This is a genomic window from Candidatus Hydrogenedentota bacterium, assembly GCA_018005585.1.
Lineage (GTDB): Bacteria > Hydrogenedentota > Hydrogenedentia > Hydrogenedentales > JAGMZX01 > JAGMZX01.
Genome location: JAGMZX010000042.1, coordinates 9,398 through 28,520 on the forward strand (window position 1 = coordinate 9,398; position 19,123 = coordinate 28,520).

Annotated in this window: 17 protein-coding genes and 3 tRNA genes; 6 read left to right on the top strand and 14 right to left on the bottom strand. The window is 63.2% G+C overall.

From position 1 onward, the window contains the following. Positions 1-69: 69 nt before the first annotated feature. Positions 70-714, bottom strand: coding sequence for a preprotein translocase subunit SecG (secG, locus tag KA184_09315; protein MBP8129769.1), 645 nt, complete (start codon positions 712-714; stop codon positions 70-72). Between the two features lie 43 nt (positions 715-757). Further along, positions 758-1,519 carry a triose-phosphate isomerase gene (locus tag KA184_09320; GenBank protein ID MBP8129770.1) on the bottom strand — a complete coding sequence of 254 codons (762 nt, stop codon included), beginning with the start codon at positions 1,517-1,519 and terminating at the stop codon, positions 758-760. A gap of 404 nt (positions 1,520-1,923) precedes the next feature. Here KA184_09320 and KA184_09325 point away from each other — a divergent pair. From KA184_09325 to KA184_09350, 6 genes are all read left to right on the top strand, one after another. Then, positions 1,924-1,999: transfer RNA gene (locus KA184_09325), tRNA-Phe, on the top strand. A gap of 9 nt (positions 2,000-2,008) precedes the next feature. Further along, positions 2,009-2,084 (top strand) — tRNA-Thr (locus KA184_09330). 133 nt (positions 2,085-2,217) lie between these two features. Then, entirely contained in the window at positions 2,218-2,796 is a 579-nt protein-coding gene (locus KA184_09335; GenBank protein ID MBP8129771.1) for a response regulator, read from the top strand. A gap of 432 nt (positions 2,797-3,228) precedes the next feature. Continuing rightward, complete coding sequence (locus KA184_09340; protein MBP8129772.1) at positions 3,229-5,055, top strand: threonine--tRNA ligase; 1,827 nt, start codon at positions 3,229-3,231, stop codon at positions 5,053-5,055. 227 nt (positions 5,056-5,282) lie between these two features. After that, positions 5,283-7,256, top strand: a complete 1,974-nt coding sequence (locus KA184_09345; protein ID MBP8129773.1) for a DUF342 domain-containing protein — start codon at positions 5,283-5,285, stop codon at positions 7,254-7,256. A 29-nt stretch (positions 7,257-7,285) separates the two neighbouring features. Further along, complete coding sequence (locus tag KA184_09350; protein MBP8129774.1) at positions 7,286-7,693, top strand: CBS domain-containing protein; 408 nt, start codon at positions 7,286-7,288, stop codon at positions 7,691-7,693. Between the two features lie 67 nt (positions 7,694-7,760). Here the strand turns inward: KA184_09350 and KA184_09355 are convergent, their stop codons facing one another. From KA184_09355 to KA184_09410, 12 genes are all read right to left on the bottom strand, one after another. After that, on the bottom strand, positions 7,761-8,843 hold the full coding sequence (locus KA184_09355) for a family 20 glycosylhydrolase (GenBank protein ID MBP8129775.1): 1,083 nt from the start codon (positions 8,841-8,843) through the stop codon (positions 7,761-7,763). Further along, complete coding sequence (locus tag KA184_09360; GenBank protein ID MBP8129776.1) at positions 8,843-9,649, bottom strand: hypothetical protein; 807 nt, start codon at positions 9,647-9,649, stop codon at positions 8,843-8,845. The genes KA184_09355 and KA184_09360 overlap by 1 nt, the downstream gene beginning before the upstream one ends. Before the next feature lie 69 nt (positions 9,650-9,718). Beyond that, entirely contained in the window at positions 9,719-11,068 is a 1,350-nt protein-coding gene (locus KA184_09365) for an exo-alpha-sialidase (GenBank protein ID MBP8129777.1), read from the bottom strand. Between the two features lie 4 nt (positions 11,069-11,072). Continuing rightward, complete coding sequence (locus tag KA184_09370) at positions 11,073-12,788, bottom strand: DUF4091 domain-containing protein (protein ID MBP8129778.1); 1,716 nt, start codon at positions 12,786-12,788, stop codon at positions 11,073-11,075. Positions 12,789-12,948: 160 nt separating this feature from the next. Further along, positions 12,949-14,247, bottom strand: coding sequence for a bifunctional folylpolyglutamate synthase/dihydrofolate synthase (locus tag KA184_09375; protein ID MBP8129779.1), 1,299 nt, complete (start codon positions 14,245-14,247; stop codon positions 12,949-12,951). Position 14,248: 1 nt separating this feature from the next. Beyond that, positions 14,249-15,121 carry an acetyl-CoA carboxylase carboxyltransferase subunit beta gene (locus tag KA184_09380; protein ID MBP8129780.1) on the bottom strand — a complete coding sequence of 291 codons (873 nt, stop codon included), beginning with the start codon at positions 15,119-15,121 and terminating at the stop codon, positions 14,249-14,251. A gap of 10 nt (positions 15,122-15,131) precedes the next feature. Then, positions 15,132-15,860 carry a hypothetical protein gene (locus KA184_09385; GenBank protein ID MBP8129781.1) on the bottom strand — a complete coding sequence of 243 codons (729 nt, stop codon included), beginning with the start codon at positions 15,858-15,860 and terminating at the stop codon, positions 15,132-15,134. 266 nt (positions 15,861-16,126) lie between these two features. Then, entirely contained in the window at positions 16,127-16,609 is a 483-nt protein-coding gene (gene ilvN, locus KA184_09390) for an acetolactate synthase small subunit (protein MBP8129782.1), read from the bottom strand. A 7-nt stretch (positions 16,610-16,616) separates the two neighbouring features. Then, positions 16,617-17,183: an aminoacyl-tRNA hydrolase gene (locus tag KA184_09395; protein MBP8129783.1), complete on the bottom strand. Its 567-nt coding sequence runs from the start codon at positions 17,181-17,183 to the stop codon at positions 16,617-16,619. 86 nt (positions 17,184-17,269) lie between these two features. Next, positions 17,270-17,959: a 50S ribosomal protein L25 gene (locus KA184_09400; protein ID MBP8129784.1), complete on the bottom strand. Its 690-nt coding sequence runs from the start codon at positions 17,957-17,959 to the stop codon at positions 17,270-17,272. Positions 17,960-17,979: 20 nt separating this feature from the next. After that, complete coding sequence (locus tag KA184_09405; GenBank protein MBP8129785.1) at positions 17,980-18,933, bottom strand: ribose-phosphate pyrophosphokinase; 954 nt, start codon at positions 18,931-18,933, stop codon at positions 17,980-17,982. A 58-nt stretch (positions 18,934-18,991) separates the two neighbouring features. Next, a tRNA-Gln gene (locus tag KA184_09410) sits at positions 18,992-19,066 on the bottom strand. Positions 19,067-19,123: the final 57 nt, after the last annotated feature.

Genomic DNA, 19,123 nt, shown 5'->3' on the forward strand with positions numbered 1-19,123 from the left:
GCGCGGCCGGTAACAGAGGGCCCGAGAGCACTCGCCGTTCTATCCCCCGCACCGCCGATTGCATCAGGACTACTGCGATTCCTCCGTTGCCGTTTCCTGCGTTTCCGCGGGCGGCTGTTCCACCGGAGCCGCGGCGGCGGCGTCAGCGGCGGCGGGCACGGCGGGGTTTTCCGGCGCGGCGGTTCCCGCTTGCGGCGCGGAAACCGGCGCTTCCGCTTCCATGGGCGTCTCCGCGGTGGCGGCGGGAGGCGTAGCGGCCGTATCAGCCGCAGGCGGCACAGCGCCCGCGTCAGCCGCAGGCGGCGTCGCGGCGGCATCCGGGGCCGGAGGCGCGGTTACCGGGACGGCAGACGCAGGCAACTCCGGCGCGGGACTCGCGCCGTCGTTGAAGATAGAATCGAAGCTGGCATCGGTGGCGGCCTGTTCCGCTGCAATCTCCGGCGCCAGGCTCGGGGCCACGCCCCGGCTCACTTTGCCGCCGATGATCGACATCAGCAGCGCCATCAGCATGAAGATGCCAGCCATGGTGTAGGTGAGCTTCTGGGGCATGCTTTTGGCCATGCGCGGCCCGAAAACAGTCTCGGAGCCCGGGCCGACACCGAACGCGCCCGCGAAACCGGCTCCGCGCCCCTTCTGCAACAAGACGATGACAATCAGTCCGAAGCAGGCGGGCACATAGAGAATAATCATCAACCACCAGAGTGCGGTCCACATGTCCTTCACCATCCTTTGCGCGCGTGCCGGCGCGCTTCTCATGCTACTTTGCGACACCCGCCTTCACAACGGCCGCGAACTTGGCCGCGTCCAGCGATGCGCCGCCTACCAGGAAGCCGTCCACATCAGGCTTGGCATACAGGTTCGCCGCGTTGTCCTGATTGACGCTTCCGCCATATTGTATCCGCAACCGGGCCGCAGTGGTTGCATCGAACATACGGCTCACCAAGTCGCGCACGAACGCATGGACTTCTTGCGCCTGTTCCGGGGTGGCATTCACCCCGGTGCCAATCGCCCACACGGGCTCGTAGGCCAGAGCGACCTGTTCCAGGGCGTCCGAGGTCAGGCCGGCCAGCCCTTCGCTGACCTGCCGCGTCAGCACCCCCATCATCTGGCCGCTCTCGCGCTCTTCGCGAGTCTCGCCGACGCAGAACATGACTCGGAGCCCGGATTTAAGCGCGAACTTCAGCTTCTCGTTTAGCAGCGCGTCGGTCTCGCCGAAGTCTCTGCGGCGCTCGCTATGCCCGATGATCACCCACGCGCAGCCGACGTCCAGAAGCATCTGCGGGGAAATCTCGCCCGTGCACGCGCCTTCCGCCTTCTTGTAAGTATTTTGCGCGCCCAGCGCGATATTGCTGCCCGCGAGCGACTTCCCCGCCGCATCGAGCGCAGTAAAGGGCGGGCATACCACAATCTCGACGTCGGCTACGTCCGCCACGAGGGGTTTCAAGGACTCCAGAACCTTGACAGCCTCCCCGACCAGCTTGAACATCTTCCAGTTGCCAGCAATCAGCGCCTTTCTCACGTATAATCCCTATCATGATTGGCCGCTTAGACAAGGCGGCGTGTTCCGGTGGCCCCACCACACATGCAGGCATCGCATGAGCGTTGACCTGCGGCCCCGGCTCGGTAGACGAAAAACCAGCATGCGAGGAAACGGAGCATAGCATGTTTCAGGCCCGAAACGCAAACGCGGTCACGGCGGTGCCGAGGCTCGGCGGATGCGCATAGCGGGGGAAATGCATGGCCCGTACGGCTCTATTGGGCAACGGAAACGCGCCAGCAGTGCTTCGCGAGAGAACCGGTATTTGAATGCAGGATAATAAAGATGCTATACTCCCGTCTGGATTGGCGCCCGGGCCGGGAAGGCATCCACTTCTTCTTGACTTTCCTGTTTCTCTGGGCTTAAAATTCGGCTGTGTTTGCGGTGCCGAGGTAGCTCAGTTGGTAGAGCAGAGGACTGAAAATCCTTGTGTCGGCAGTTCGATTCTGCCCCTTGGCACCATTTTCTTGTGCTGGAATAGCTCAGTAGGTAGAGCACGTCACTCGTAATGACGGGGTCCGGGGTTCGACTCCCCGTTCCAGCTCCATTTTTGTTGTGACGCCGGGGTTAGCGGGCATTAAATGAGTATTCTGAGCTAGCCTAGTTTTGCTCCTGCTGATACGCTTGGTTTTCAGGGACTGCCGGGCCTCTGCGGAGCGCGGGAAATCGGACGCGATATTATGGAAACAAAGCAATCTTTCAGTACCTCAGAGGTCGCGCGATATTGCCACGTAACGGCCGATACGATTCGCAAGTGGGCCGAAGCGGGCCGCATACAGGTATTCAAGACGCCGGGTGGACATCGCCGCATACGCCGTGAGGATTTAGTGCGTTTTCTGCGCGACAACAGCATCCCAATTCACGAAGACTTGGACAATTCCGGGGTGAAAGTACTCGTCGTGGACGACGAGAAGTCGGTCATTTCGGTAGTGCGCCGCTTCCTGGAGCGGGCACAAACGCCGTTCCAGATCGAGGTGGCCCTGGACGGCTTCGACGCGGGGCAACAGGTGGCCACGTTCAAGCCGGACGTCATTTTCCTGGACCTTCGCCTCCCGGGCTTGGACGGGTTCGAGGTTTGCCGCCGCATCAAGTCAAACAAGGATACGGCGAGCATGCATGTCATTGCGATGACGGGCTACTATGAGGGCGACGTGGCCCAGCGCATTATCGAGTTGGGCGCCGCCATGCTCATGCAGAAGCCCTTTACGCCAGATGACTTGCGTCGTGCGCTCGCGCGTGTCGGCGTTGAAGTGAACTGAATCGAACCTCCCCTGCGGCGACAGCCCCGTCCCTGTAATGCTCCACTGCAGCCCTGTCATTCGACAGGGTTCGCCGTGTCGTCGCGCTGCGGAGAATCGTTCGCGGCCAGGCCAACTGCCCGGGCAATTCCCGCGACAGGCAATTCGGCGCCTCGCCACACCGGCTGACGCGTTGTTGAGGGGGCCGGGCGAGGCGCGGCCGGCCGCGCCCCGCGGCGGGACCGCCGATGCGGTGTCCAGCGGTGCGGAATGGAATTCCGGCGGATGAGCTTGGTATTCTTAGACTTTCGTGGTGCGATTCCCGGGCGTATGGCGTTGGAAGAATGTCTTTTCCCCACCTTCTTCTCAAATGGAGAGTGCGCAGGGACTCGGATTTTTCCAGCGAGGCCGGAATGCGCATAAAACAGCCTTAAGATCAAGGAATCAGAAGTCATGGACGCCGCAGTAGACAAGGATAGTTTTCTGTATCGGCTGCGCCATTCGCTGGCGCATGTCATGGCGCAGGCCGTGCTCGAGGTGCGCCCGAACGCGAAACTGGCCTTCGGTCCGCCCGTTGAGAACGGGTTCTACTATGATTTTGACTTCGGCGACGCGCCGCTCGGCGAAGCGGACCTGGAAGACGTCGAAAACCGGATGCGCCGGATTATCAAGGACAAGCAAGGGTTTACGCGCGCATTCAAGACCCTCGACGAGGCAGAGCGCGAATTGAGCGCGCACGGTGAAATCTACAAGGTCGAGTATGCGCGCGAGCTCGTCGATACGGGCAAGGCGGCCGACGGGCGTCTGTCGTTCTACCGCAACGGCACCTTCGAGGACATGTGCGAGGGTCCGCATCTCGAACACACCGGCGAAGCACCCAAGGGCTGCTTCAAGCTCGACCGCATTTCCGGCAGCTACTGGCGGGGCGATGAATCGCGGCCGATGCTGACCCGCATTTATGGATTGGCCTTCGCTTCGAAGGAAGAACTGCAGGACTTCATCGAGCGGCGCAAGCTCGCGATGGAGCGTGACCACCGGAAACTGGGCGAGGAACTAGACTTGTTCTTCCTCGACCGTGAGGTGGGTGTCGGCTTGCCCTTGTGGATGCCGCACGGCGCGGTGATCCGCGACGAACTCGAACAATGGGCGCGCGAGGAGGAATTCCGCGCGGGCTACCAGCGCGTGTCGACCCCGTGCATCACCCGCAGCGACCTGTACCACCGGTCCGGCCACCTGCCCTATTATGCCGAGAGCATGTACCCGCCCATGACCCTCGATGAGCACGACGAGTACTACCTGCGCCCGATGAACTGTCCGCACCATCACAAGATTTACGACGCGCGCAAGCGCAGCTATCGCGAACTGCCGCTGCGCCTCGCGGAGTACGGCAACGTGTTCCGCTACGAGAAGCACGGCTCGCTGGCGGGACTGCTCCGCGTGCGCGCCATGTGCATGAACGACGCGCACATCTACTGCACTTACGATCAGGTCGAACAGGAATTCGTCAGCGTGCTCGAAATGTACCACCGCTACTATCAGCACCTGCGCCTCGGCAACTTCCGCGTACGCCTCTCGCTGCATGACACCGACAAGGCGAAATTCGTTGCGAACGAGGACCTCTGGGTCAAGAGCGAGAACATGGTGCGCGACGTGCTGCACCGGCTCGGCATCGACTTCAACGAGGAAACCGGCGAGGCCGCGTTCTACGGGCCGAAGGTCGACATCCAGATGAAGAACCTGCTCGGCCGCGAGGAAACCGTGTCGACCTGTCAGCTCGATTTCATGATGGCTGAGCGCTTCAATCTCACTTACGTGGACAGCGACGGCTCAGAGAAACGTCCGTATATTATTCACCGCGCCCCGCTCAGCACCCACGAGCGCATGATCAGCTTCCTCATCGAGTTCTACGGCGGGGCGTTCCCGACCTGGATGGCCCCCGTGCAGGTGCGCATGGCGCCCGTGAAGGAGACCGTGCTTGGCTATGCGCAGGAACTCGCCGATACCCTGCGCAACAGTCTCTTCCGCGTTGAAATCGACCTCAGCGGCGAGAGCTTCAACAAGAAAATCCGCAACGCCGTCACGCACAAGATTCCCAACATCTGGATCATTGGCGAAAAGGAAATGGAGCAGCGCAACGTGACCTGGCGCCGCTACGCCGTCAAGGAACAGACGACCCTGCCCTTCGACAGCGCGTTCGAGTCGCTGAAAACCCTGCGCGCACAGCGCATCATGGACAACTTCGCCGACGCCGCAGTGCCGTTCCTGACCGCGACCCCATAATACGCGCGTTGAGAAGAGGGTCCTGGCGACAACGCGCTTGGCGCTGGCGGCAGCTTGTCCCTTGCCCCAAAGCGCCTTGTCCTTCCAGCCCGTTCTTCATCTGGACTTCAAGCCCGCAAGCGTACTTCGAACCACAGATGGAAGCCCGTACTGCTGTCGCCCTCCACCGGCTGGGCGATTGCGGTCCCTCCGGCAACGTGTTATGGTGTGTCCGGGAGGGGGCATTCATGGAGAATGAGGGCGAGCCGGCTCAGACGGAAGCGCCGCGCTTCCAAGTGGCCATTGCGCCGGACCGGATGCAGGCCCACCTCACGGTGTGGCTCGCGACCGCTCAACACGACACGGAAGCGCTGACGGCGGCGATTCTGGGTGCGCTGCGGCAAGCGGGCGTTGTCAAGGGCCTTGACGAATGGGCGGTCCGGCATGCGGTCGAGACGGCAAAATCCACAGGAGAACCGGCACAGGGCATTGTCGCTGCCCAGGGTCAACCCGCCGTAGACGGTGCGGACGCACGGGTCGTGTTCCATTTTCGCTTGGGCGGCAAAGATCCAGGCCTTGTCGCGAAGGAGCGGATGGCGGGTAACGTGGATGAGGCGGGTCTGACGAAAAGCCTGGTGCGCGCGGGCAACACGTTGGCGGTCGTGGAACCGCCCCAACCCGGCGCGGAGGGCTTTACCGTAACCGGGGAAATACTCGCGCCCAAGCCGGCGAAAAGCGCGGGCTTGAAGGCAGGCGCGGGCGTCCAGTTGCTTGAGGACGGCCGGACCTGCGTTGCCGCGCCAAGGGTAATCGGCTTTGCCGATTTTGCCGGCGAGACGCTGCAAGTGGACCCGCTGGTCCGGGTAGCCAAGGATGGCATGACGGCATGGATGGATGCGTATCCTCCGGCGGACGACGGGATCGGCCTTGAAACCGCGGAGGTGATAAGCCAACTCGAAGCGCTCGGCGTTGTGCATGGGGTCCTGCGCGAATCGGTCGCGGCGGCATTGAGTCAAGCGCGCGCAACCGGCGCGCCTGTCAGAAATGCCGTCATTGCGCTGGGAACGCCGCCGAAACGGGGCACGGACGCGCACATCGCTTTCCTCTTCCGGCGCGAGCCGCTGGTTGGCTGGACGGACGAGGAAGACGCCTCTATCGACTACCGCGAGCGGGGTTTTTTCCAGGCGGTGTGCCGCGGCGACGCGCTGGCGCGCAAGACGCCGGCAACACCGGGCGAGTGCGGGCATGACCTTTATGGAAAAGAGATAGCCTCGGTGCCCGGACAGGATGTGCCGCTCGAAATAGCCGGGGACGTGGAACTGAGCGAAGACGGGCTCGAATGCCGGGCCACCGCTGACGGCGTTGTGATAAGCGTGGGTTCGGGAACGGTCGGCGTCTTCCAGGAGTACACGATTCCGGGCGACGTGGACTTGCACACGGGCAACCTGGAAATGAAAGGCGCACTCGCGATCCAGGGATGGGTCCGTGCTGGATTCAAGGTTCATGCTTCGGGCGACCTGGTCATTGGGGGCGGCATCGAGGCCGCAGACGTAAAGACGGAAGGCAACCTGACCGTCAAGGGCGGCATAGCGGGCGGCGCTCAGACCGAAGTGGTCAGCCGGGGCGCCGTCGCCGCGCAGTTCATCGAGAACGCGTGTGTGCGCGCGAGCGGCGATGTAACGGTGCGGGACGGCATACTGAACAGCCAGGTCACCGGAGAGGGATGCGTGGCAGCGACGGACGGCAAGGGATACATCATCGGCGGGACGGTCCGCGCGGCGAAGAGCATCGAGGTAAACGAACTGGGCTCACGCGCAGGGTTGCACACGGTCGTGGACGTGGGAGTGGACTCCGCGACACGCGCGAAACTGGCCGAGATGGAGCGGGATTGTGCATCCTTCGAGCGCAATCAGCAGAAGATACTCAAGGTTCTGGCGGCATTGGTGCAGAAAGGCAAGGCGGGAAAGCTGGATGCCAGGGAAGCGCAGACCCTGGCCAGGCTCGCCCGTTACCGCCGTGACATTGAATTGAAACGCAGGAACATAGCAGGCTGCTGGAAGCGGCTGGAAGCGACTGAGGCGTCCATCAAGGTGCGCAAGGCCGCATACGACGGCGTTGTCGTGCAGGTCCTGGGACAGCACATGCACGTGCGCGAAGACCTGCTGCAGCCTGGCGAGTTCGTGCTGGACCGCGAACAAGGCCGCGTCGTCTACAAGACATAATGCGCAATAACGGATAGGGAAACAACGCCATGAACATGCAAGACCTCCGCGTGGGGAACCTGATGCACGAGGGTGTCCGCACCGTAAGCGAAGCAATCCCGCTGCGCGACGCCGCGCGGTTCATGCACGACCTGGGCGTATCGAGCCTCGTCGTGGAACAGGTGGACCCGAGCGACGCGTTCGGCATCCTGACGCGGAAGGACATCGTCGAGGCGCTGTGCTCCGAGATGCCCGGCGTGGGACCGCTGCTCGTTTCTGACGTAATGACCAAGCCCGCCATTACCGTGGCGCCGGAACTCGCCATCAGTCATTGCCTGCGGCTGATGCGCATGGCGGGCATTCGCCGGGCGCCCGTGGTAAAGGACGGCCGCCTTGTTGGGATACTCAGCAATTCCGACGTGTTCCGCTGGCTCGTGGAGCACGCGAATGACGCGTAGGGCGCGCCCGCGGCTCGTTCCGCGCCGCCATCCCGCATAATACCGCCGCGCGCGCCCCCCCCGTTGCTCAGCGTTCCACCGCGGCCGCGTTCAACCGTTCGAGGGCCGCGCCAAGCGACGCCGCGGCGGGCAGGGCGCGGTCCTTCAGCGCCTCGGGGTCGCCCTCGCCGAGAAGCGCCTGCGCAAAGTGGCCCGGCTCGATGACCCAGGACGTGGCCAGATAGCCCAGCATGCGCGGTGTTGCATCGCGCAGGGCGCAGTCTATGAGCGCGCGCGCCGCCTCGCTGTCCTTCCAGCTTGCCGGCCATACGCGAAATCGTTTCTCCAGGAACAGGCGCACGGAGGGGTAGTCTTCCTGCACGCTGTAATGCCAGTCGCAGATCACGATGTCCTTGGGGATCAGGTCGATGGCGGGGGCGGTCCCTTTGTCGCTCGCCTCCCAGCCCCGGCCCATGCCCGGCACTGATGCGTCGAGCAGACGATCGCCCCACATAAGCATGGTCAGGCCCTTCCGGCAGACAATATGGTCGTGCAGGTCGTTGACGGCCCTGGCGAACAGTTCCGCCGGCGGTCTCCCGGCGCAGCGCGGACAGCGCGGACTTCCGATCACCAGCACCTCGTCCATGCCGGCGTGCAGCGCATCCGCCTCGAACGCCTCCACAATCTCGTCGAGCAAGTCGAACACGAGCTCGTTCACGCCCGGATGCAACGGACACCAGCTTTTCAGCAGCTTGGCGCGTTCGGATTCGGGCACGTTGGGCGGCTCTTCCATCTCCGGATGCCGCGCCAGCAGGGGAAAGACCATCTGCTGTCTGGCCCAGGATTGGTGGCCCAGGCAATTGAACTGCGGGATGAGCCGGATGCCGCGTACGCGGCAGAACGCGGCGAGGTCGCGCGCGGCCGCCTTCGTGATAACGTTGCCGAAGCGCATATCCGGATGCGAGTCGAAAGCGAAGTTGTAACCGACCTCGTAAACCAGCACGTTCACGGACAGGGGCACAAGCACTTCGTCGATCGCTCGTTTGAGCAGCGGCAGGCCCTCTTCGCCGCCCGCGGGTCCCCACGCCATCACGTGCACGCCGCGCCACGGCGCGTCCTGTTCCGCCGCGGCAATACCAGCACACAGCAACAGCGCCAGCAATACGCGCATTACTTCTTCTCCTTGCTTCCGGGCGTTTCATCCCGGGGCAACGTCAACGTGAACCACATGAGAAAGAGGAACAGCGTGTAGATCGTGATGTTTTCCCAGAGGGGAAAGGAATAGCGCGTGTTCATCGCTTCCGACCACGAACTGCCGATGTGCGTTCCGGAAGCGGCTGCCGCGGCCCTCATCTCCGCGTAAAGGAACTCCCACGCGATGAGGAAATACGCGGCTGCTCCGGTAACGGTCAGCCAGAAAAGAAACGGCCAGAGCAATAGCAGGCGCGCGACACGCGGGGCCGTCTGCGTCCACCAGGCCGGCAACGCATCCAGGAGAAGCAGCAGACCGTGCCACGTGTTGCCGAAAATATACCCTGCAGCGGCGAGCACGGCGGCCTTCTCATGAATATCCGTCCATTCCCAGGCCCCGATGACCGTGCCGCGCGCGTCGGGGAAGCACGCGACGAGCGCAATGCCGGTCGAACCCAACGTCAGCAGTAGCGCACCGATGCGTGCCCCCCATTTCGAGAAGGGGTGAAACCGGCGGCGGATGTACTGCGCGAGCGGAATGGAAGCACAGCCCCAGAAGACCATGGCCATCGAGAATATCCACCACCACTGCGGATTGTGCTTGCTTTCGAAGCTGCCGAGAAAGCTGAAGGTATGCGTCATGATCGAATAGTGATGTTCTTTCGGGTAGCTCAACCAGGCAATGAAAATCGTCCCCCAGAACACCAGCGACACCGCGGCCACGTAACGCTTCAGTTCCGTGGCGGAAAAGTCGCCCGTCGCGTATCGAATCAAGGCGCGCATCATTCCCTCCGCTCTTGAGGACAAGACCTGTATTCTATCGGCGCGGCGTAATGCCGCGCACCCCGACAACGGTCAATACGCCAGTTTGCGGAAATCACGTACGGTGTGAAACGTGATCAGGTTGCCGTCGTGCGCGTTTTCGGCGCGCGCGTCGCCGGACCGCGCGAGCACGTGCAGGTAGTCGCCGTCGATGCACATGGAAGCATAGTGACGGCCCTGACCGGGATCGCCGGAATCTGCGACGCGGCACGCGAAGCACCAATCGACGCAGTTTTTCGAAAAGTGCAGCACAAGCCGGTGCCGCTCGTTGTTCGGCAGGCTGTAGCGGTTCTTGGGCAGGCGCTCGGGGCGCGTCATCGAATCTGTGGACTGGCTGGAGAGCAGCCAAAACAGTTTCGTTGGTTCATCATAGAGGATGTGGAACTTCATGTGGCCGCCGGGGCAGGGCACGTACAGCATCGGTTCGCCGGACGGGGCCTTTTCGAGCGAGACGGTGATGCTGCCGTCCCCGGCTTCGACCGCTTTCGCGACGGCGGCGAGATTGACGCCGCCGGTGTGCGCGCGCATCCAGAGATGAAACGTGCGGCCGTCCGGGTCATGCCAGACGTGATCCGGGTCCGTGAATTGTACAATATTCGTTTCGAGCCAGCCGATGGGCGCCATGTAGCGCGGGTCGCCAATGTTGAGCAACGCGGTGACGCCCGTCAGAAAGAACGGTACGCCTATGAGATGGGGCGGCCCGGCCTGCTCGATGGCGCTGTTGAACGACAGCTCATTCGAGAAGGTCCACGATTCACGCTTCGTCAGGTCAGCGTCTACATCGGCGGAAAGAACCACCGGCGCGAGCACGCTCACGGCCCAGGACTTGAATGCCGGGTCGGTCTTGCGTTCCATGACCAGGAAAATGCGGCCGCGTGTGTAGAGCACGTTGCACGGCGCCTGGTGCCATGACTGCTTCTCCGTGAGCCAGCAGGGTCCGGACCAGGTATCACCGCCGTCGTCCGAACGCATCACCCCGAGGTCGCCCCGGTGTCCGAGCACGTAGACCGAGTTGCCGGCCGCGAAGGGCCGCGCATGGCTCAACGGCATGTCCGTGCGATGTGTCCAAGTCTTGCCCCGGTCGTCGCTCGTATAGACTCTGCCGCGCCAACCTTTCTTCTTGGTCCCTTTTTCCGCGCCGGAGGGCCTGCCGCCGCCCGGTCCGCCCTGGTCCATCGTAGCGACGAGCCGGCCGCGTTCGAGGCGGGCGATGCCGGGGCTGAACGCATAGACGCTTTTCGGGTCTGGCGACTCGTAGACGATCGATTCGGTGCCGAGGACCGGCTGTGGCCGTGTCTCAAAGGGTCTCTCATCATGCACGGTTGCCGTCGTGGCGAGTGCTGGACCTGCCATCAGCGCGTGCAGAAACGAACGTCGTTCCATGGTCTCATTCTCCCTGGCCTTTCAGAATTTCTTCGGCGAGTTGCGCGCGCAGCTCAAGCAGGCGATACGGGTCCTGTTGCCAGCTTCCCCACGTGGGCACGGCCGCGCGGACAATCCTCTCGACGGCATCCCGCCCGCCGCGCGCATCGAGCAGGGCAAAATACTCGTAATCTTCCATGCCGTCGCGCAGGCTCTTCAAGCGGATCGAAGCAACGGGACCGTCAATGCCCGCGTCCGCGCCCGGATAGAAGAGCGCTCCATCGCCATTCCAGCGAATGCGGAATCCGGGGTCGTCCCATGGATTGCGGTCCGGGCTGCCCCAGTAGACCGTCGACCAGTAGAGCAGCCCGGTAATGCCGTAGCGGCGGTTGAGCCACGCCGGAATGCGGTAACTGGTCACGGGATAGTCCACCTGCCAGAAGGGCGGCAGGTCATTTTTCACCGTTTCGTATTCGGGGTGGTACGGGGGCGCTTTCTGAACGAGCGCTGTGTAACTCCACACGTCGTCGCCTTGCGCGATGACACGCTGCACGCTCGGTTCGTGCACGAAGCCGAACAGCGGACACCAGATGTCGAGCGCGCCGTCGAGCGCGCCCCAAGCCGGGTCTTGCGTGTAGGGCTGTTCGACGACGAGCCGGCGCAGTCCCGGCGCGGCCTCGTTTACCAGCGCGCCAAGACGTCGCACCTGTTCGTACGCGTCCGGGTCGTTTGGTTCGTCGAGCATGTACACGTACGCGCGCCGCGCCCAGCCTTTGCGTTCGAGGTAGTCGTACCACGAGCGGTAGAAACGCAGTGCCTTGTCGCGATCCGCGCCGGGCACGTCGCCAAACGGGGCGCGCGGCACATCGATATTCGTCACGTGATAGCGATCCACGAATTCCGTGATCGCAGCATCCGTGGCCTCGTCGAAGATGGCCGCGCCGTCATCCGCCACCAGGGGCCGTAAACGCCGCGGCAACGGCGGGTTGATCCGGTGCTCGGCCAGCATCGCGATATAGCGGTCTTCGATCAGGTCAAAGGCTTCGGAGCCCGGCTCGACCTTGTGATACGCCGCGACCCGCTCGAACCCGCCAAAATGGTTCTCATGCGTCGGGCCTTCCGGGAGCGTGAAGCCCCAGACCGTGAGTTCGACGGGAATCTGGGCGCGTTGATCGCCCGCGTGAACGGTGAAGAGGCCGGCGTAGACGCCGGGCGGCGTTTCGCGCGGCACGAACACATCCACCCAGACAGGCTGATGCTGACCGGGCCACACTTCGAACCCGTTCCCGCCGAAACGGCCGCCTTCGCGCCCATTCTCGCGCCAGACAGGTTGCGCGACGTCTTCGCCCGTGTACGGGTTCTTGAACGGCACGAGCGGGTCCGGCGTGAGCCCCGGCGGGCACGTCGCGCCCGGCGAAGAGTGGCGCACAGGCACGTATGCGACGCGGTAGAGCGTGATGTTGGCCTCGGCGACCTCGGCGCCGCTCTCGCCGCGCAACGTGGACATCCCCGCGACGCAAGGTTTCAGCAGGCCGCCGCGCGCCGTGACGACAACCTGGAACGACTCGTATTCGCCGCGCGCACAGGCGATGACGGCCGCGTCCTGCCCCGCAAATGGCTGCTCCTGACGCACGCGCACCGTCCCTGGCACGGCCTTCAACTCAATTGCCGGTTCGGCAACCGCGACAACCGCGGCCAGGAGCACGGCGGCTAACCCGGCGAACGCAATGCGAGTATTCATGACGGACTCCTTGCGATTCAGGCTCTCATATAGCCTGATTCGGGATAGGGAACGCAAGGGCGAGCAATATCGGAAGGCTGCGGGCTTCAGGCCGGGAACTGGCGCAAACGAGTCGGCCGCAGGCGGACAAGACGTGCCGCCCCCATCCCCGAGGCTGGATTCAAAACGCCAAAGGCGCCGCGGCGTAGTGTTCGATAAGAATGCGGCGAGCTTCGCCCGCGGCGAATACGGAACCAGTGACCAGCAAGGGGCATGAGGGTTCGGCGCGGGGCAGGGCGCGCGCGATTGCCTCGTGCAGCGTCGGGGCCGTTTCGTAGGGAATATCGTCCGCGGCGGCGGCCAGTTGTTCGAGCCGCATGGCGCGTTTTCCGTCGAACACAGTCAGGGTCAGCGTGCGCACGATGGGGCGCATCGCTTCGAGCATGTGGCGCGCATCCTTGTCCGAGGACACGGCGAAGATCACGTGGCACCGCTCGAACACGCGGTGCAAGAACCTCGCGCCGGCAACGGTGTGCGTGGCATCGACAACCACGGGGGGCGTTTCCAGCACGCGTTCGAGCCGGCAGGGCCAGCGTGCATCCGCAAGGCCGCGCAAGATGGCTCGCGCATCGAGCGCGGGAAACGCCTCGCGCAAGGCTTCCGCAAGGCGCACTGCCACGGCCGCGTTGTCGCCCTGATACGGTCCCACAAGCGACAGAGGCGCGGCTTCGAAAGTCAGGCCATGGCTGCGATAGGAGAAGCGCGGTTGCCACGTATCCCCGCTCAGCGTGAAATCGAAATCACGGCCCAGCACGTAGGCGGGACTTGCGAGCGCGGAGGCGCGCTCGAGGATAGCGCCTTGGGGCGCAAGCTTGCGCTCGCCCACGATGACGGGCACGCCCGGCTTAATGATCCCGGCCTTTTCGAAAGCGATCTTCTCGTGGGTATCGCCAAGGTATTCCGTATGTTCGAGGTCAATGCTCGTAATCGCGCACGCCTGCGGCAGGATTACGTTCGTGGAATCGAACCGCCCGCCCATGCCGACCTCGATGACCGCCACATCAACGCGTTCCTCCGCGAAGTAGTGGAACGCGATGGCCGTGTTCAACTCGAAGAACGTCGGCGCGCGCGGCAACGTCTTCGCTTTCGTGCCGAAATGGGCGATGGCGGCGTCGAGGTCCCGGGCAGCGATGGGTTGTCCATTGATCTGGAATCGCTCCGTGAGGTCGATGAGGTGAGGACTCGTAAAACAGCCTGCGCGATATCCCGCCGCACGGAACATGGCCTGCACAAGCGCGGCGACGCTGCCTTTGCCGTTTGTGCCTGCAATATGCACCGTGGGATAGCGATACTGCGGCATGCCCGCCGCATCGAGAAGCGCACGGATGTTTTCGAGTCCCAGCTTTACCCCGTGCAGCGTCAGGCTGTAGAGGTATTCCCGCGGCGAGAGTGCTGGAGTCAGCAGGGTTGCGTCCGTCATGTCAGGATACCGGGGCGGACGGTTCTTGCGCCGCGGGCGCGAGGCATTTGAGTAGCCGGGCCAACAGCGGGCGCAGGTCCCCGCGTTTGACGATCTGGTCGACGAACCCGTTCTCGTACTGGTATTCAGCGCGTTGAAAACCGGGCGGCAGTTCCACGTTCAAGGCGCCCGTGATCAGGCGCTGCCCGGCGAACCCGATATAAGCGCCCGGTTCCGCGAGAACGATGTCGCCAAGACTGGCGAAACTGGCCAGCACGCCGCCGGTGGTGGGGTCCGTGAGCACCGTGATGTACGGAATGGCCGCCTCGTTGAGTTGGCGCACCGCGTCGGCGGTCTTGGCCATCTGCATCAGCGCGAGAATGCCCTCCTGCATGCGCGCGCCGCCCGACGCCGTAAACACGATGAGCGGCACGCGCTCCCGGACCGCGTCCGCGGCGAGCCGGCAGAACTTCTCGCCCATGGCGCAGCCCATGCTTGCCATGATAAAGGAGGCGTCCATGACGCCGATGGCGACGCGGATACCTTCGATCGCGGCAAATCCCGTCAGCAGCGCATCATGCAGGCCGGATTCCTGCTGGGCCCGCTCGATGCGCCGGGCGTAGGTTTCCTCGCCCACTTCGAAGCGCAGCGGGTCGACCGTGCTGATCGTCGTGTTGGTCTCCTGAAACGAGTCCGGGTCTGCAATTTGCGCCACGCGCTGGCGCGCCCCCAGCCGGTAGTGATACCCGCAATTCGGGCACACATGAAAATGCTCTTCGACTTCGCTCCGGTACACCGTTTCGCGGCAGGAGTCGCATTTCATCCACAACCCGTCCGGAACGGGGCTCTTGACCCGGCCCGACGCAGGGAAGCGTTTGCGCTTGAAAAACGCCATGAAACCGTTCTCAAGCCTCCGCGGACTGCTGACCGCCGCCCAGATTGTCGGCATGATACAGCAGACGCCCGCAATGACTGCACGCGTGGATCTTGTGCCCCGCAATCAATTCGTTGATGATCTGGGGCGTCACCATCATGTGGCATCCCGAACAGTATTCGTTGTTAATGGGCACCACGGCCGGGCCCGTCTTGATGCTGCGCCGGATACGCGTGTACCGGGAGAGCAGGTCGGGTTCGATGTCGCGGAGCATGGGCGCGCGCTGCTCTTCCCGGCGTTTTCGTTCGGCGACGACCGTGGCCAATTCCTGGTCGATTTTAGCGCATTCCTGCTCGATGGCGCGCGACTCCGCCTCGATGCGTTTCCGGTCCTCCTCAAGATGGACCCGTGCTTCATCCTGTTCGACCATGATGGCGATGATCCGTTCTTCGCGGAGCGCAATCTGCTTGCGCAGCATATCGATCTCATGCAACAGCGCCTGATATTCCTCGTTCTTCTTGATGATGACGAGCTGACCCTCGTACTTCTTGATCTGCGCCTGTTTCTGCTCGATTTCGCCCTCGTTCTCCCGCTGTTCAAGCACGAGCCGTTTACAGCGCTCCTCGCTTTGTGTCAGTTCCTCCGCGAGCCGTTTCCGATGAATTTCGTACTTGCTCTTCTGTTTCGGAATCTCCGCCTCGCGCTCCCGCAGCCGCTCGATGTCCAGGTCGAGTGCCTGTAAGTCCAACAGTGTATTCAACCGTGCATACCTCCGTTATCAGCCGCTCGAACAGCCTATACTAGCGTCCGGGTCGCGCCGGATGCGAGTCCTGCGTCCCCAAAAAACAAGAACCGCAGCCGAAGCTGCGGTCCTGACAATTCCTCCCGCGGTACCCTTGGGGCACGCGGGTTTGCGCGCCCCTTCCCGGACGCCCGCGGCCGGGTCTGGCACACGGCGCGACCATGCCTGGCCTTCTCGCGCGAAAGCCCGGCTCGCGAGCACGTATCCAGCGATGATTTTCAAGTTCAAGTTCCCTTGGGCGCGCGCATGATGGCTATTTCGCCCGTGCGCACCAATTCCTGAATGCCGAAGGGACGCATCATATCAACAAATGCGTTCACCTTTCCTTCCGAGCCCGTCACCTCGACGATCAACGACTTGTTGCCCACGTCCACCACCTTCGCGCGGAAGATGCTGGCGATCTCGATAATCTCGCGCCGCGTGCCGTCCGCCGTCACCTTCACCATCACCAGTTCCCGCTCGACGTACGATTCCTTGCTCAGGTCCGAGACCTCTATCACTTCCACCAGCTTGTTCAACTGGTTGATGATCTGCAGGATTACCTCATCGTCTCCGCGGACCACCACCGTCATCCGCGAAATGGCCGGATCCTCCGTTTCTCCGACGCACAAGCTGTCAATGTTGTATCCTCGGGTACTGAACATGCCCGAAACGCGCGCCAGCACGCCGAAGTGGTTCTCGACCAGAATACTAATCGTGTGTTTCATTGTGTGGTCACACCTGTTTGTTGTATTGGTTCCCGGCGCGGTCCACGCCTTCCCGGACCCAGCAAAGCACCGCGTCCGCGGCCTCGGATACCGTCCGCGCGACGGCAGACCACTCATCCGGCCGGAACCTGCTCAAGACATAGTCCGCAAGGTCCTCACCGTCCCGGTTGTCGCCTACGCCCAGCCTCAGCCGTGCGAAGGATTCGTCGCCCAGCCGTGCGATGATGGACTTGAGCCCGTTATGCCCGCCCGCACTGCCTTCGCCGCGCAAGCGCAGTTTGCCCAGCGGCAGGTTTACGTCGTCCGCAATGACCAGCAGCGCATCTAATGGGCACCCCGCCATGCGCACCAGCGGCGCCACGCATTCGCCGCTCCGGTTCATGAACGTGAGCGGCTTCACGAGCACGATACGCTCGCCGTCCAACCGCGCCTCTCCGACCAGCCCATGGTGTTTCTCGCGGTCGCACAATACGCCCAGCCGCTCCGCGACCTGATCGACAACGGCGAAACCGAGGTTATGCCGCGTATTGCCGTATTGCGGCCCCGGATTGCCGAGGCCGACCACTATCTTCACGGCGCTGAACCTTTCCTGCGCTCACGCGGCCCGGGTCAAAGCCGCACTTCCGGGCCGGGCCTGACGGGGCGCCCTGGCCGCGGCCGTCACGACTTGTCTTTCTCTTTTTCCTTGTCCTTGTCTTCCGTCTTCTCCGCCTTGCCGCCAACAACCTCGGGCTCCTTGGCGCCTTCGCCTTCCACGCCCTCCGCCGCCGGCGCCTCTACCTCGAGCACACGCGGCGGGTGAACCGTGGCCACCGGCCGGTCTGGCTCCGCCAGAACCGTGACGCCTTCAGGCACGACAAGCTGGGCCACGGTCAGGCTGTGGCCGATGCCGAGGTCCGATACGTCCGCCACGATCCGTTCCGGCGTTTCGAGCGCAAGGCATTCGATTTCGAGTTCGCGCATCTGCTGGTCCAGCACGCCGCCGTCGACGACGCCGCGCGCTTGACCTACCAGTTGGATAGCCGTAACCGTCTGAATGCGTTCATCGAGCCGGATACGCATGAAGTCGGCGTGCACGATGACGCCCGAAATCGGGTCGTGCTGCACCTCCTTCAGGAGGGCCGGCGTGCTCAACGCGGGCTCTTCCGTCACTTCGAGTTGCACGACAGCGTGCTCGCCGTAACGCCCGTGCACGACGTGCTCAAACGAACGCCGCTCCACCAACAGCGGTACCGACCCGCCCGTTCCGCCGTAGAGCACACCGGGGACCTTGCCCTGCGCTCGGGTTCTCCGGGCGGCCCCTTTGCCGCCGCCTTGCCGCACACTCACGCTCAGATTCTGCAGTTCCATTTTGGGCCTCCGGATGCTTGCTAATGCCTGAACAGGCTGCTGACCGACTCATCCTTGTGGATGCGCCGGATGGCTTCGCCGATCAACGGCGCCAGCGTCAGCACGCGGACGTTCAGCGTGCTGTGCGCTTCCTTGGACAAAGGGATCGAGTCGGTAATAATCAACTCTTCGATGGGCGAATCCTTGAGCGTTCCCAGGGCTTTCCCGCTGAAGACCGGGTGCGTCGCGCAGGCGCGGACGCTCAGGGCGCCGTGTTCTTTCAAGGCACGCGCCGCCTTCACCAGCGTGCCGGCCGTGTCGATCATGTCATCGTAGAGCACCGCGTGCTCATGTTCGATCTCGCCGATTATATTCATCACTTCCGAGACGTTTTCTTTGGGGCGCCGCTTGTCCACGATCACCAGACGCGCACCCAGGTCGTTTGCGAACAGCCGGGCCCGGGCCACGCTGCCGGTGTCCGGCGACACGACCACGATTTTCTCGCGGCTCGCCACCTCGCGCATATGCTTGACAAACACCACGTCCGCGCTCAGGTGGTCCACCGGTATGTCGAAGAACCCCTGAATCTGCCCGCAGTGCAGGTCCACCGTCAATGCCCGGTCCGCACCCGCGGCCGTCAGCAGATTAGCGACGAGTTTGGCCGTGATCGGCACACGCGGCTTGTCTTTCCGGTCTTGCCGGGCATAGCCGTAATAGGGCATCACCGCCGTGACCCGGTCCGCGGAGGCCCGTTTCGCGGCGTCGATCATAATCAACAATTCCATCAGATGATGGTTGACGGGCGGGCATGTGCTGTTGATGAGAAAGACGTCCCGGCCCCGGATGTTCTCGCCCATCTGGACCTTGATTTCACTATCGCTGAACTGGGAGATGTCGGCGTGCCCGGGCTCGATCTCCAGGTGAGCGCAAATGCCTCGAGTCAACGCCTGAGAGGCGCTGCCGCTAAATATCTTCATATCTCGCGAATGCCCCATGGGAACGACCCCTTCTATGGTGTCCAACAGCATACACACATCGGGTCAGGGAGAGAACTGGCAGGGGCGGCTGGATTCGAACCAACGCATGCCGGGACCAAAACCCGGTGCCTTACCACTTGGCGACGCCCCTAGCCGGCGTTTCGCCGCGGCCGGTTCCCGCCCTCGAGAATGGGGGGAGTATAGCAAT